The 13,926-nt window shown below is 54.6% G+C and carries 11 protein-coding genes; 2 read left to right on the forward strand and 9 right to left on the reverse strand.

The window, feature by feature from the left end; translation table 11 throughout:
* Window positions 1–9: 9 nt before the first annotated feature.
* The 6 genes from E1H14_RS09050 to xdhA are packed head-to-tail and all read right to left on the reverse strand — an operon-like array spanning window position 10 to window position 8,016.
* Complete coding sequence (locus E1H14_RS09050) at window positions 10–1,215, reverse strand: urate hydroxylase PuuD (RefSeq protein ID WP_149391142.1); 1,206 nt, start codon at window positions 1,213–1,215, stop codon at window positions 10–12.
* Window positions 1,209–2,513 carry a guanine deaminase gene (gene guaD, locus E1H14_RS09055; RefSeq protein WP_200834076.1) on the reverse strand — a complete coding sequence of 435 codons (1,305 nt, stop codon included), beginning with the start codon at window positions 2,511–2,513 and terminating at the stop codon, window positions 1,209–1,211. The genes E1H14_RS09050 and guaD overlap by 7 nt, the downstream gene beginning before the upstream one ends.
* The gene (gene uraD / locus E1H14_RS13280; RefSeq protein ID WP_149391144.1) at window positions 2,513–3,370 is read right to left on the reverse strand and encodes a 2-oxo-4-hydroxy-4-carboxy-5-ureidoimidazoline decarboxylase; all 858 of its coding nucleotides are present in this window, start codon (window positions 3,368–3,370) and stop codon (window positions 2,513–2,515) included. Before uraD ends, guaD begins: the two co-directional genes overlap by 1 nt.
* Window positions 3,367–4,227 (reverse strand): xanthine dehydrogenase accessory protein XdhC, encoded by an 861-nt coding sequence (gene xdhC / locus E1H14_RS09065; protein ID WP_149391145.1) that lies wholly within the window; start codon window positions 4,225–4,227, stop codon window positions 3,367–3,369. The genes uraD and xdhC overlap by 4 nt, the downstream gene beginning before the upstream one ends.
* Window positions 4,224–6,566, reverse strand: a complete 2,343-nt coding sequence (gene xdhB / locus E1H14_RS09070; protein ID WP_149391146.1) for a xanthine dehydrogenase molybdopterin binding subunit — start codon at window positions 6,564–6,566, stop codon at window positions 4,224–4,226. The genes xdhC and xdhB overlap by 4 nt, the downstream gene beginning before the upstream one ends.
* On the reverse strand, window positions 6,550–8,016 hold the full coding sequence (xdhA, locus tag E1H14_RS09075) for a xanthine dehydrogenase small subunit (RefSeq protein ID WP_149391147.1): 1,467 nt from the start codon (window positions 8,014–8,016) through the stop codon (window positions 6,550–6,552). The genes xdhB and xdhA overlap by 17 nt, the downstream gene beginning before the upstream one ends.
* Window positions 8,017–8,143: 127 nt before the next feature.
* Between xdhA and puuE the strand changes: the two genes are divergently transcribed.
* Both puuE and prmB read left to right on the forward strand, forming a co-directional pair.
* A complete protein-coding gene (gene puuE / locus E1H14_RS09080) occupies window positions 8,144–9,082 on the forward strand; it encodes an allantoinase PuuE (RefSeq protein WP_149391148.1) in 939 nt (312 codons plus the stop codon).
* Between the two features lie 86 nt (window positions 9,083–9,168).
* Window positions 9,169–10,086: a 50S ribosomal protein L3 N(5)-glutamine methyltransferase gene (prmB, locus tag E1H14_RS09085; RefSeq protein WP_149391149.1), complete on the forward strand. Its 918-nt coding sequence runs from the start codon at window positions 9,169–9,171 to the stop codon at window positions 10,084–10,086.
* On the opposite strand, the gene E1H14_RS09090 is transcribed toward prmB, so the two are convergent.
* The 3 genes from E1H14_RS09090 to E1H14_RS09100 form a co-directional block, all read right to left on the reverse strand.
* On the reverse strand, window positions 10,040–11,386 hold the full coding sequence (locus E1H14_RS09090) for a GIY-YIG nuclease family protein (RefSeq protein ID WP_149391150.1): 1,347 nt from the start codon (window positions 11,384–11,386) through the stop codon (window positions 10,040–10,042). The genes prmB and E1H14_RS09090 overlap by 47 nt on opposite strands.
* Window positions 11,387–11,499: 113 nt before the next feature.
* A complete protein-coding gene (locus tag E1H14_RS09095; RefSeq protein ID WP_149391151.1) occupies window positions 11,500–11,994 on the reverse strand; it encodes a tetratricopeptide repeat protein in 495 nt (164 codons plus the stop codon).
* Between the two features lie 137 nt (window positions 11,995–12,131).
* Entirely contained in the window at window positions 12,132–13,904 is a 1,773-nt protein-coding gene (locus tag E1H14_RS09100) for a SulP family inorganic anion transporter (protein ID WP_149391152.1), read from the reverse strand.
* Window positions 13,905–13,926 lie beyond the last annotated feature (22 nt).

Consider the following 13,926-nt stretch of genomic DNA (forward strand, 5'->3'; position numbering starts at 1 on the left):
TCGAGCCGTTTAAGGCGCATCACTGCGCCTTAGCTGTGCGATCCAGCCTGCCAAGAGTGCACGCTCAGCATCCGTCATGCCTGTCTTGTTTAAAAACGGCATATCCTGAGTATGAATGCTGCGTGCTTCAATTCGATCGATAAGGCGCAGAATCGATGCTTGATCATGTAGGAAAATACCACCCGGCGAGACTCGAAAAATATCATCCGAAGGCGTAGGGCTATGGCAGGTCGCGCAGCGCTCCTGCACGATAGCCACCGCTTGTTGATCACTGACATGCACCTCACCCAGATCCGGCAGCTGTATCGGTGCCGGTTTTGCCCACCAGGCCAAAGCCATAAAAGCGCAGAACGCTGAGATCAGTATCCAGGGTTTGACGATGCCATGATGACGTAGATTAAAGAAATGCCGTGCCCAGGCACCGATCAACATTAAAGCCCCTAGAATAGCCCAGCCGTCTGGATGGGCATAGGTCATCGGAAAGTGGTTACTGAGCATGATCAGCAAAACAGGGAGGGTGGCATAGTTGTTATGAGTGGAGCGGCGTTTGGCTTCCAAACCATAGCGGGGATCCGGCGCTTCACCACGCGCCACCGCCGCCACCAGCGCACGCTGAGCCGGCATGATAGACCGCCAAACATTGCCCGCCATACAGGTTCCAATCAAAGCCCCGATATGGATATACGCAGCACGATCCCCCATCACTTGGCTTAAAGCCCAAGCCAAAGCGGTCAATAAACCCACGCAGACCAGCCCCAATTGCCAGCCCCGATGCGCCAGAGGCGTTCGACACAGGCCTTCATAGACACCCCAGCCTCCCAGAATCGACAAGACACCGATCAGGATCACCGCGCTTGTCCCAAGATCGGTTTTACTTGGATCAATCAGGTAACTACTGGCACCGACATAATACATCAGCGTCAGCAGCAACATGCCGGTGATCCAGGTGGAATAGGCCTCCCATTTGAACCAGTGTAGATGCTTCGGCATCTGCTTCGGCGCTAATTGATACTTGGCCACTTCATAAAAACCGCCGCCGTGAATCGCCCAAAGATCACCTTTAATCCCTTTTTTCTGTTTCCAGGCGGGAGGCGTTTCGAGCGAGTTATCCAACCAGACAAAATAAAAGGAGGCACCTATCCAGGCGATGGCCGTAATCACATGCAATAAGCGCAGTAAAAGATGTAACCATTCACTCCAATAAGGATCTAGCATGTAACCGCCCTCTTCCAAGCCAGCTCACCCAAAATATAAGTGGCGGCAATCACTCGATCATCACCGAGCAGATTCAACATAAAAAGTGTATCGGCTATCGATTGGCTCTGTGCATAACGCTGCGCCAACAAGGGCGTTGCTTGCGGATCCAGAAGAATAAAATCAGCTTCTTGCCCCGGTTGTAAACTGCCCAACTGCTGCTCCAGTGCTAGGGCGCGGGCACCGCCGAGCGTGGCCAGATAAAAGGCCTGCATCGGCTCTAACAACTCACCCTGCAACTGCTGCACTCGATAGGCATCCCCTTGTGTTTTTAACATGGAAAAACTGGTGCCCGCGCCCACATCGGTGCCAAGACTGATGCGAATACCCTGCTCCTGATAACGTCGCATCGGGAATAAGCCCGAACCCAAAAACAGGTTCGAGCTGGGGCAGTGCGCCAGCACCGAAGAGGTACGAGAAAGTTGTTGGCAGGCGCCCTCACAGAGATGAATGCCATGAGCCAAAACACTGCGCGCCCCGAGCAGACCAGCACGTTCATACACATCCAGATAATGCTGAGCCCCTGGGAACAACTCAGCGACCCAGCGCACTTCAGCTGTGCTCTCCGCCAAATGGGTATGTAAATAAAGACTGCTGTCGGCCTGTAATAAGCTTCCCGCCACGTCTAGGAGTTCCGGGGAGCAACTGGGCGCGAAGCGTGGTGTAACGGCATAGGCTAAACGGGCTTGGCCATGCCAACGCTGAATTAAATCCTGTGAGGTGTGATAGGCGGTTTCAGGCTCTTCACACAAGCCCGCTGGGGCGTGTCGATCCATCAAAACCTTACCGGCGATCATGCGTAACTTGCGTGCCTGTGCCGCGGTAAAAAAAGCCTCGACCGAAGCCGGATGGACGGTCGCAAAGACTAAAGCGCTGGTGGTGCCGTTGCGTAACAGCTCATCTAAAAAAGCCTCAGCGATCTGCAAAGCATAGTCATACTCGGCAAAGCCTAGCTCGGTGGGAAAGGTATAGGTCTCTAGCCAATCCAGCAGTTGTGCACCATAGGAGGCGATCATCGGTAACTGAGGATAATGCACATGGGTATCAATAAATCCGGGCGTCAGGAGATAACCCGAATAATCAATGATCTCCACACTCGTTGGCAGCGTCGGTGCCAGCTGCGCATAATCACCGACCTGCCGTACCCGACCGTTCTCGACCCAGAGTAGCCCCTCTTCATGGTACCGATAGGCCGCCGCCCCGACACGTGCCGGTTCATCTAGACAATACAAGATGGATGCTCGATACGCTTGAGTCATCATGATCCCCGATAGGTCGAGTAACCAAAGGGACTGAGTAACAGCGGAATGTGGTAATGCGCGCCGCTTTCCTCAACACAAAACTCTATCTCCACCTGTGGATAAAAAGTCCTCTGCTGCTGCGCCTGCCAATAAGGACTTAATTCAAAGCGCATCCGGTAACGTCCTGCAGGCAAACGCTGTTCTGGCAGTAACAGATCCATTACCCGACCATCGGTATTAGTGATGCCCAGCGCCAAAGGATGCCAAGCCTGCTCTCGGTGTTGCAAGAGATGCAAAAGAATACCCTGGGCAGGCACGCCGCGGGCGGTATCCAAGACGTGGGTGGTGATCTGGCCGGGCGCACTACGCGCTGAAGCCAAGGCCTGCAACAGGCGTAAGCGTGTAATTTTGCTTTGCTCTGCCGCTGCCAATCTCAATTCATCTTCACTCGAATGCAACAGGCGTGCACGCAACAAGGTCAACATCTCCAGCGCACTTTTTCCCTGCGCACAGACAATAAAGATGTAACCAAATCGATCCAAATACTCAGCATTGGCAGCGGCTAGAGCCTGCAACACTTCAGGACCGGCACTTTGCACAGCGCTCTGTTCAGCCGCAGCCAAGGCTTGGGTCTGTGCATAACGGGCCTGTAAAGAAGCCAAATCTCCGATCTGTGGATGCCCGGTAAAGGCTTCGAGATAGTCGGAAGCCTCCAGCTGCAACCAGATCTCTGCGGCTTTGACCAACAAATCATCTACATTCACAAAGGGTCGGCAAGCCAACATCGTTTGAATCCAGGCACGACTGACACAGCAGTTCGCCAGCAGCTCACGGGCTGAATCGGTCTCTGCTTGATTAAATTCGGCTAAGGTCATTTTGTTTCCCAATCCAGTAAAGAGGTGTGTTGTAGCTGCGTCCAGAGTGCTAAGTCCGCCGCCTCTAACCCCGCATGGCGGGGTTTCTCTGCCGCTGCGCTTTGGTAGTTCTGAATCAATTGACCGGCTATCGAGACCGCCACCTCCATCGGACGTTTACCGGCCACCTCAGGCAAGCCCACCGGACATTGCCAAGAAGCCAGCTGCTGCGTCTGGATACCGGCATGCCGAAAACGATGCCGAAAACGTGCCGCTTTTGTGCGTGAACCGATCAAACCGATCCAGCCCGGATGTGAGCGCTTTAAGAGCTGCAAGCACAGGTCATAATCCAAGTCATGGCGATGTGTCATCACCAAAACCGAATCCTGGGCGTTTATCTGATCCAGCAGATCCAATACCCGTTCCGGACAATGTACCTGCACTCCAGCAGGCAGCACCGCTGGAAACTCGGCAGCACGACTGTCGACCCAATGCAGACACACCGGCAACTCCGACAAGATCACAGACAAGGCACGCCCCACATGCCCCGCACCAAATAACCAAAGCTTGGCCTCAGCCGGAAAGACTTCAAACAAAAGTGTGGCTTGTCCACCGCAACACTGGCCTAAGCTGGCGGCCAGTGGGAACTGCTGTAAGCGCTGACACGCCTGTCCCGCTTGTAACAAAGTGCGGGCATAGGCCAAAGCACGGTATTCAAGATGTCCCCCGCCAATCGTATCCACCGCTTCATCGCGACTGACCAACATCTTGCTACCCGGCTCGCGTGGCACAGAACCATCACGGCTGATGACGCTGATCAGTACATGCGCCTGGCCCAACTGCTGATACCTAGCTAACGCCTCACTCCAAGGCTTCATGCGACACCGCCTAAGCGCCGCTGCAGATCTTCAATCGCCCAAAGGACTTTTTCCGGGGTCGCGGGAGGATCAAGCTCCGGGCTAAGGCGATAATCACTCAGGCTGCTGATGGCATCACGCAAGGCACTCCAAACCGAAATCGCTAACATCAATGGCGGTTCACCCACCGCTTTTGAGTGATAAATGCTGGCCTCGGGATTCGGACAGGGATAGAGGGCGACCTTAAAAATCGGCGGGGTATCCGAGATGGTGGGAATCTTATAGGTCGCCGGTGTATCACTGAGTAAACGCCCCTGGTCATTCCACACCAGCTCTTCAGATGTCAGCCAACCCATACCTTGAATAAAGCCTCCTTCGATCTGCCCGATATCCAAGGCCGGATTCAGACTTTCACCCACATCCTGCAAAATATCCGTGCGCAAAACACGATACTCTCCGGTGAGCCGGTCAACCAAAACTTCCGATACCGCAGCGCCCAAAGCAAAGTAGAAAAAAGGGCGGCCTTGAGCCTGAGCCCGGTTGTAATAGATTTTCGGAGTACGGTAATAACCGGTGGCAGACAGGGAGATGCGTGCCTGGTAAGCCGCCTGAACCAGCTCGGTAAAGGAGAGAGCTTGATCTTCGCCCCAAAATACCTGGCCCTGACTCCACTGGATCGATGTCTCAGGCACGCCTTGCGCCTCTGCCCAAAACTCGGTCAGGCGTTGTTTCAACGTCAGTGCTGCCGCTTGTGCCGCTTTCCCATTTAGATCGGCACCACTGGAGGCTGCAGTCGGGGAGGTATTCGGCACCTTATCGGTACGCGTTGCGGTGATCTGTATGCGTGATAAAGGTATGCCAAGCGTGCTGGCCACCACCTGCGCAACCTTGGTATGCAGTCCCTGCCCCATCTCTGTACCGCCGTGGTTCAGCTGCACACTGCCATCGGTATAGAGATGCAGCAAAGCACCCGCTTGATTCAGATGCTGCAGAGTGAAAGAGATACCAAACTTCACCGGTGTCAGCGCTAAACCTCGGCATAAACAAGGATGGGCTTGATTCCAACGCCTGATCTCCTGACGCCGCGCACGGTAATCACTGCTCTGCTCCAGTGCCTCGATCAAGGGCAGTATGGGCTGTTCGACCTTTTGGCCATAGGGCGTAATCTCACCTCGAACACCATAGAGATTACGCTTGCGTACATCGAGGGGATCCAGCGCAAGATGCCGGGCGATATCATCCATCGCACGTTCGATGATCAGCATTCCTTGAGGGCCCCCAAAACCTCGAAAGGCGGTATGCGACACACAAGCGGTGCGCACTCTATGGCCACGTATGCGGACCTGAGGCAAGTAATAAGCGTTGTCGGCATGAAACATCGCACGATCGACAATCGCATCGGTCAAATCCGGTGAATGCCCGCCATCTCCGATCACTTCAATATCGGCCGCCTGAATCTGTCCTGCGTGATCCATCGCCACGTGATAACGATTGATAAAAGGATGGCGTTTACCGGTCATGCGCATATCCTGCTGACGCGGTAGCCTCAGTTTCACCGCTCGGCCTGTTTTCTGTGCCATTAAAGCCGCCAAACAGGCCCAAGAGGCCGCTTGCGTCTCTTTTCCGCCAAAGCCTCCCCCCATACGTCGCACCTCAACCGTGACCTGACTAAAGGGGATCGCCAACACCTGAGCGACCAGCATTTGTACCTCAGTCGGATGCTGGCTGGAGGTAAAAATCAACATCCCACCCTCTTCGGTGGGTTGCGCTAAAGAGACCTGCCCTTCCAAATAAAAATGCTCTTGGCCACCTGCGTGCATCTCGGCCTGGAGTTGCCGCTCACTCTGCGCCAACACTGAATCTAGGTCTCCGCGTTGCATCTGATGACTCGGGCGTAATAACGCCTCTTGTGCCAGCGCCTCAAGCGGATCGAGCAAGGGTGTCTCGGGAGCATAGTCGATACGTGCCAATTGCGCGGCCTGGCGTGCCCGCCATTCAGACCGTGCGGCAACCAACGCAATGGGTTGAGCGTAATAGGCGATCTGATCAGATGTCAGCAGAGGATCACCGGGAAAGACCGGGCCAATATCATTCTCTCCAGGCACATCGGCCAGGGTTAGCAGAGCCTCCACATCCGGCGCTTGGCGCACAGCGTCCAAGTCCATCGACATGATCCGACCCTGCGCAATCTCACTGCAGATCACGGCCGCATAGAGTGTACCGCGCGGTTCAGGCAGATCATCCACATAGAGTGCTTGGCCGGTGACATGGCGCTGGGCACTGTCATGTGCGACCGCCTCCCCGACCTGCCCCTGCGGCTCATCAAGTGCTGTGTTGGCGGGTTTAGTCAACTGTCGCATATTGATCCACCTCCATAGAGTGGCCCTGCTCATACTCCAGCAACGCACGCTGCAAAAGATTTTGTACCAGTCGCAAACGATACGCCGCTGAAGCACGGACATCACTCAAGGGCTCACAGCTTTCCGCCAAGGCCTGCTGTGCCGCTTGCACCGCTGCCTGATCAAACACTTGCCCTTGCAGCGCAGACTCCGCGGCATAAGCACGAATAGGGGTTGCCGCCATGCCCCCCAAGCCGATTCGAACCGCAAGAATACGCCCCGATTCCAGGGTCAAATTCAGCGCCAGACAGACAGCAGATATATCATCATCCCGGCGTTTAGAAACCTTATACACGCGTTGAAACTGGCTCTGTCCAGGTGCCAGTCGGGGACGTGGAATTTCGATCCGCAGCAACAGCGCCGAAGGGGGTAAAGCGGTGCGCCGATAGGCCACAAAAAAGTCTGTCATCTGACAAGAAGCTTCTTGCCCCTGATGCCAAAACACCAATTTTGCCTCTAAGGCCAGCAGCACCGGAGGCGTATCTCCGATCGGGGAGGCATTCACGATATTGCCGCCAAACGTCCCGGCATTCCGTATCTGGCGAGAGCCCAAGCGTGGCATCAGCTTGGCCAGCAGAGGCAGGTGTTGCGTCAAAAAGGCATGCGCTTGCTGGTAGGTGACGGCGGCTCCGATCAAGAAATACGCCTCATCACAGCGCAGTTGCTGCAGGAGGGCTAAACGTGAGAGGTCGATCAGAGAAAAGGCGCGTAATGCTTGGGTTGTTTCCAAAGCCAGATCCGTTCCTCCGGCCAAAAAGCGGGCGTCTGGATGAGCCTGGCAACTCTGCTGCCACTCCTCCCAATCACGTGGCTGCAAGAAGGCCCGATCCTCCTGGTGTAGAGCGCCCATATGTTGCTGACGCCAATGCCACAAATGTTCGGCCACCTGGGCCTCTGCCTGGGTGAAGTGATCGGGTTGTTGCGTTAATCCCTGTGCCGCCGCCAGAATCGGGCGATAACCGGTACAGCGACAGAGGTTGCCAGATAAGGCTTCTTCCACCTCAAGGCGACTCGGTTTCGCCTTTTCTTTATCCAACGCAAACAAAGACATGACAAAACCCGGCGTACAAAAACCGCACTGCGACGCATGCTGCTCCACCATCTGTTGCTGGACCGGATGTAACCGACCATCCGGGGCTTGTAAGCCCTCAACCGTGATCACCTGGCAACCATTCACCTGCCCTAGATAGGTGATACAACTGTTAAGACTGCGATAGTCTAAACGCCATCCTCCTTGCCCCTTTTTTACAGGCTCAGCTAAAACCAGCGTACAAGCGCCACAATCACCGGATGCACACCCTTCTTTGCTACCTCGATGCATAAGATGAGTGCGTAAAAATTGCAGCAGTGTCATCTCCGGTGCAACATCATCCACTTCGATCCATCGCTGATTGAGAAAAAAACCGATCATGCGCGTCGCCTCTCCTTGAGATCAGGGCTGCTCAGCGGGGTGTGCTGGCAAGGACTCAGTGTTATGTTATGCAGTATAGTTGCCAAGATGTCGAATCCGAGCGGATGCTTGCAGGAAAATCAACACCATGAGTGATACAGCTTACCCACGTGATCTGGTCGGTTATGCCGGTCAACCGCCTCACGCCCAATGGCCTGGTCAGGCGCGTCTTGCGCTCAACTTTGTTCTGAATTATGAAGAAGGCGGTGAAATGTCGGTGCTGCATGGCGATGCCCATGCCGAAACCTTCCTTTCCGAAATGGCTTCACCCACGCCTTACCCTGATCGTCATCTGAGCATGGAGTCTATCTATGAATACGGTTCGCGAGCCGGGGTGTGGCGCATTCTGGCCGAATTTGAACGCCGTCAACTGCCCTTAACCATCTTTGCGGTGGCCATGGCGATGCAACGCCATCCTTCTCTGGTGGCAGAGTTTCAGCGCCTAAACTGTGACATCGTCTGTCATGGTCTACGTTGGATTCACTACCAGCAGATGCCGGAAGCACAGGAGCGTGCGCATATGCAAGAAGCCGTGCGTATTCTGACCGAACTGACCGGCCACAGCCCGCTGGGCTGGTACACTGGACGAGACTCCCCCAACACACGGCGCTTACTGGTTGAGCAAGGTGGTTTTCTCTATGACTCGGATTATTACGGCGATGATCTGCCCTTCTGGACAGAGGTCAGCCTGAGTGATGGTTCTCAGAAACCTCACCTCATCCTGCCCTACACGCTGGACTGCAATGATATGCGTTTTTCCTCTTCACAAGGTTTTGCCGAGGGTGATGAGTTTTTCCGCTACTTAAAAGACAGTTTTGATGTGCTCTATGCAGAAGGGGCAGAGCGCCCCAAGATGATGTCTGTCGGCTTGCATTGTCGTTTGATCGGTCGCCCTGGACGTTTCCGAGCCTTGCAACGCTTCCTCGACTATGTGCAATCGCATGATCAAGTGTGGGTGACGCGCCGTCTTGAGATTGCCCAACACTGGCAGCAGACCCATCCCTACACCGGCACAGAAGCCGGTTGATTGACACCCTGAGCATGGCTGCCTAGTATGCAGCCACACTCAGCTTGCGCTTGAGTCTCCACCTCCAGCTCTAAGGATTGCCCGCCATGACCGCTTCCGATCAAGACCTCAGCCAAGAACTGCAGAGCCTCCGCGATTACATCCGTTGGGCGATGAGTTGTTTCCAACAACATGGGATCTATTATGGTCATGGCACCGACAATCCTTGGGATGAAGCAGTCCAGCTTGTGCTGAATGCAGTGCATCTGCCCTGGGATGCCAATCCGGGCGTGTTAGATGCGCGTTTGACCCAAGCCGAGCGTTTACGTGTGCTGGAGTTTATCCGCCGCCGTACCGAAGAGCGTTTACCTCTGCCTTACATCACCGGCGAAGCCTGGTATCTGGGCATGCCCTTTTATGTGGATTCGCGGGTGCTGATTCCACGCTCACCCATTGCCGAACTGATTCAGAACGAGTTCAGCCCCTGGTTGCGCCCCGGTGATGTGACACGCATTCTGGATCTGTGTACCGGTAGTGGCTGTATCGGTATAGGCTGTGCGTATGCGTTTCCAGAAGCAAAGGTCGATCTTGTGGATATCTCCCCAGAAGCCTTGGACGTGGCTGAGCGCAACATTCAGCGCCATGAACTTGGCCAGCGTGTAGTCGCTATCAAAAGTGATCTGTTCCAGGCTCTCAAAGGCCGCCGCTACGATCTGATCGTCAGCAATCCGCCCTATGTGGATGCCAAAGATTTTGCTGAGATGCCAAAAGAGTATGGCCATGAACCGACACTGGCTCTGACCTCCGGTGAAGATGGTTTGGAATTAACCCGCCAGCTTCTGCGCGAAGCCTCCGACTATTTAGAAGAAGATGGATTGCTGGTTGTGGAAGTGGGCAACAGTGAAGCTCATCTGCGTGAAGCCTATCCTGAAGTGCCTTTTATTTGGGCGGAGTTTGAGCAGGGTGGCAACGGTGTGTTTATGCTGGAAGCCCAGACACTGCTGGCCTATCGCCATCTTTTTTAAGCACACGCTGCGAGATATCCACCCATTCTGTCGAGTCTTGTAAAGCGCGACGCAAAATAGCGTAGAGATCGAGATCGAGGCGCACAGCCGCCTCAAGAGGGATTTGCTCTGGCAGCTGCTCCGCCTCAATACGCCCCAGGTAACACCATTGATCTACCAGGTGCCAATGATAAGGCCCCTGACCTTCACGCCAGGCAATCGCGCCCGGATAGGGCCAGACCGCTAACTGCAGACTGGCCAGGGCCTGCGCTAAGCGCTGTTGATGACTGGCCAGGCTTTCCTGCTGGCAACAAGCCCCTCGGCAACGGCCTAAAGCATAGGCAAAACAAGCACCACGGCTGTGCTCCAAACCACAAAGCTTAGGGCAGAGCTGATCAGCTTCGATACGCTGACGCAATGCAGCTTCTGCCTGCTGCGGTCGGCGGAAGAGACCAAAGTGCTGACCGGCATGCTCGATATAGGCCTGTGTCAGTTCAACCAATTTTGGCGGTGCATCGACCTCGGCTGACCAATAATAGGTGTAGAGACGCGAAGTGCGGCGTAAGCGTCGGTTGAACAGCGGCATCCGTGCTTTCACCAGTTGCGCTTCACGAATCAAGGCACCCACCTCACCCGCCGTCTCTTCCCACTCGATATGCTGTACCTGCTGCGCTAAACGCATCTCCTTGTCATGGCGAAAATCATCGGCAAAATGTGACAGAATACGCGCCCGCAGGTTGATACTCTTGCCGACATAAAGAAGTGCCGAGTGCTCACCGTAAAAAAGATAAACACCCGGTGTTTCCGGTAGGGCTGAATACAACTCGCGCTTGAGCTGAGCAGGCCAACTGGGTAAACGTCTTTGTTTATCCAAAGCGGCTTGCCACATCTCTGGCGCAGCCTGTTGGCGTAAACTCTGCCAGTCGTGGAAAAGTGCCAAGGCCGCGGCGTCTGTCCCCGGCGCTTCAAACATCGTAGTGGTGGGAGACCGCACCACAGAGGTGAGATTTAGCTGGTTTTTTAAACGCGTGTAACAGAGGATATCGCGAGCCTTAAGATCATCACCACGTAGGCGCAGTGCATTACGCAGAAACGCTAAAGTCAAACGTGCATTGCGCGCCACCAAACGCCGCCCCAATAAACGCACCATCAGCTCATGCGCTTGCTCCCCGGATAAGGCGCTCGACGCATGCAGATCCAGCTGCCATTGCGCGACCCGCTGATCATCATCGACCAGCACCAGCGCCAGAGAGCGGATGCGATCACGTGTCGGCCTTGGCCCAGAAAGGGCCAAACTGATAAAGGCAAAACGCTCTTGCATCCCTCTCCTACTCGCCCCTTACGCCTGTTATCAGAGCAGGTTTATCTAGACAGTTACATAGAAAGTTACGTAGAAACTCACTCGGCAAGCTACGTAGAAAAGCAGGACTCAGATTAGGGCTCTTCACCCTCTTGTTCAGGATTCAGCGCTGGAAGTGCCAAACCCCGCTCGCTGAGATAGACACGCGCAGCGGTGAAGCCTTCCGCAGCAGCTTGTTGCATCCAGTGCTGTCCCGCCATCTGATCCACTTCCACCCCTTTGCCTTCGAATAAGGCCAAAGCATAGTGATAACGTGCCAAAGAGGTGTAAGGCCCCTCTTGCTCCGCACCTCGGCGCATCAGTTCGGTTGCATACACAAGATCCTGGGGTACACCGACTCCGGACTCATAAATCTGAGCTAACCAGATCATCGAATACACGTCGTCCCAACGCGCAATACAATCTTCAAAGATTTGGATTGCCGTGGCGTGGTCACCCGTTTTTCCTGCGACGTAACCATAGAGACACTTAATCCGTTTATCCGAATCGATATACTGACTGTACTGTGAGTCCGCCTGAGCTTGAACCGCACCTAGGCCGCACAGCATCAGCAAAATAAGCAAGCGCATCCTCATCACCTCATGGAAAATCTATGATGAGTTCTAGTTGGCTGGCACTCAAGACGCAAGTGCCAGCCCAGAGAATAGGCGGGATTCAGTACCTTTTCAGCACCTTTTCAGTAGCTACTCAGTACCAACGAAGGAGCCTAGTGCGTGGGTTGTGGCTGGGTAGGCTGAGTACCGGAAGAGGACTGTGCAGGCTCCAGTGCGGACAGCTGATGTAACGCTTCCCAAGCCGCAAAAGTACTGATAAACACCTGCCCTTGCAGCGAGGGTAACAGCTCGGTATGTTGTAGACGATCCATCACCGGCCCCTTCACCTCGGCCAGATGCAGCACCACACCGGCATCTTTTAGGCGTGCATTGATGGTTTCCAAGCTATCCAGAGCCGAAGCATCAATATGATTGATCGCCTGACAGGCCAGTACCAGATGTTTTAATTGTGGCTGCTGCGCCACCAGATCCATGACACGATCCTCAAGATAACGCGCATTAGCGAAATACAGGCTCTCATCGATGCGTAAAATCGCTAGATGAGACTCCGTTTCCACCTCATGGCGCTCAATGTTACGAAAGTGTTCACTGCCCGGCACACGCCCAATCACAGCACTGTGTGGCTGGCTGGTGCGGTACAGATGCATCAACAGAGAGAGTGTCACACCGACCAAAATACCCGCCTCAACCCCTTCGATCAGCGTCACCAGAATCGTTGCCAGCATGGAGGCAAAATCACTGCGTGAATAATGGAAGGTATGCTGCACCGCTTTAAAGTCCACCAAGGACAACACGGCCACAATAATGGTGGCGGCCAAGGTCGCAATCGGTAAGTAAGCGATTAAAGGCGTCAGAAAAAGCGCCGCCAACAAAATCCCCACAGCGGTAAATGCACCGGCTAAGGGGGTTTCGGCACCGGCATCAAAATTGACGACTGAACGTGAAAAACCGCCGGTCACAGGCATACCACCGGTGAAAGCCGCACCGATATTGGAAGCCCCCAAACCGGTCAGTTCCTGATTTGGATCGATGCGCTGCCGACGCTTTGCCGCCAGCGTCTGGCCGACAGAAACCGACTCCACAAAGCCCACAATGCTGATCAACAACGCCGCTAAAAACAACTGCTGCCACAAGCCCCACTCCAAACTGGGCAGAGTCAAAGGCGGCAAACCCGATGGGATCTCACCCACCACCGCCACCCCCTGTAGATCCAAACGCAAGGCATAGGTCAGCCAGGTCGTGACCGCCACCGCTAGAATCGGTGCCGCTTTGGTTAGGAGATCCGCCAAGCGAGCACCCAAACCGAGCTTTAAGAGTGCGGGTTTGAGCCCTAAACGTGCGGCATAAAGAAACACCAGGCTACCCAGCCCCAACACCAGTGTGGGCGCGTTCACCTGGTCTAAAACCGCAAACAAGCTCAGCAACAGCTCCAACAGATTATGGCCATTCGCTGAGACCCCCAAAAGATGTTTGAGCTGACTGGCGGCAATAATTAAACCCGAAGCGGTAATAAAACCTGAAATCACCGGATGGCTCAGAAAATTGGCCAGAAACCCTAAGCGTGCTAACCCCATAAGGGTCAGCATTAGGCCCGACATCAGGGTTAACACTAGGACAACACCGATATACTCACTGCTGCCTTGTACCGCCAGATTTCCGGCCGCCACAGCCGTCATCAATGAGATGACCGCCACCGGCCCCACCGCCAGAGTTCGGCTGCTGCCAAAAATCGCATAGAGAAACAGCGGCGTGATGCTGGCGTAGAGGCCGACTTCAGGCGGTAACCCGGCCAGCATCGCATAGGCGAGAGACTGTGGAATCAGCATGATGGTCACGATCACCGCAGCCAGCAGATCGCTGCTGAAGGTGGTGCGCTGGTATTCGGGCAGCCACTGTAGAATGGGTAGATGGCGCTTCCAATTCATCTGCGATGTCTCCAACCTAAAA

The sequence above is a fragment of the Nitrincola tapanii genome (assembly GCF_008368715.1).
Classification (GTDB): Bacteria; Pseudomonadota; Gammaproteobacteria; order Pseudomonadales; family Balneatricaceae; genus Nitrincola; species Nitrincola tapanii.

Coding starts and splice junctions, on each gene's coding strand:
- E1H14_RS09050 (WP_149391142.1), bottom strand. CDS start 1,215: ATGCTAGATCCTTATTGGAGTGAATGGTTACATCTTTTACTGCGCTTA.
- guaD (WP_200834076.1), bottom strand. CDS start 2,513: ATGACTCAAGCGTATCGAGCATCCATCTTGTATTGTCTAGATGAACCG.
- uraD (WP_149391144.1), bottom strand. CDS start 3,370: ATGACCTTAGCCGAATTTAATCAAGCAGAGACCGATTCAGCCCGTGAG.
- xdhC (WP_149391145.1), bottom strand. CDS start 4,227: ATGAAGCCTTGGAGTGAGGCGTTAGCTAGGTATCAGCAGTTGGGCCAG.
- xdhB (WP_149391146.1), bottom strand. CDS start 6,566: ATGCGACAGTTGACTAAACCCGCCAACACAGCACTTGATGAGCCGCAG.
- xdhA (WP_149391147.1), bottom strand. CDS start 8,016: ATGATCGGTTTTTTTCTCAATCAGCGATGGATCGAAGTGGATGATGTT.
- puuE (WP_149391148.1), top strand. CDS start 8,144: ATGAGTGATACAGCTTACCCACGTGATCTGGTCGGTTATGCCGGTCAA.
- prmB (WP_149391149.1), top strand. CDS start 9,169: ATGACCGCTTCCGATCAAGACCTCAGCCAAGAACTGCAGAGCCTCCGC.
- E1H14_RS09090 (WP_149391150.1), bottom strand. CDS start 11,386: ATGCAAGAGCGTTTTGCCTTTATCAGTTTGGCCCTTTCTGGGCCAAGG.
- E1H14_RS09095 (WP_149391151.1), bottom strand. CDS start 11,994: ATGCGCTTGCTTATTTTGCTGATGCTGTGCGGCCTAGGTGCGGTTCAA.
- E1H14_RS09100 (WP_149391152.1), bottom strand. CDS start 13,904: ATGAATTGGAAGCGCCATCTACCCATTCTACAGTGGCTGCCCGAATAC.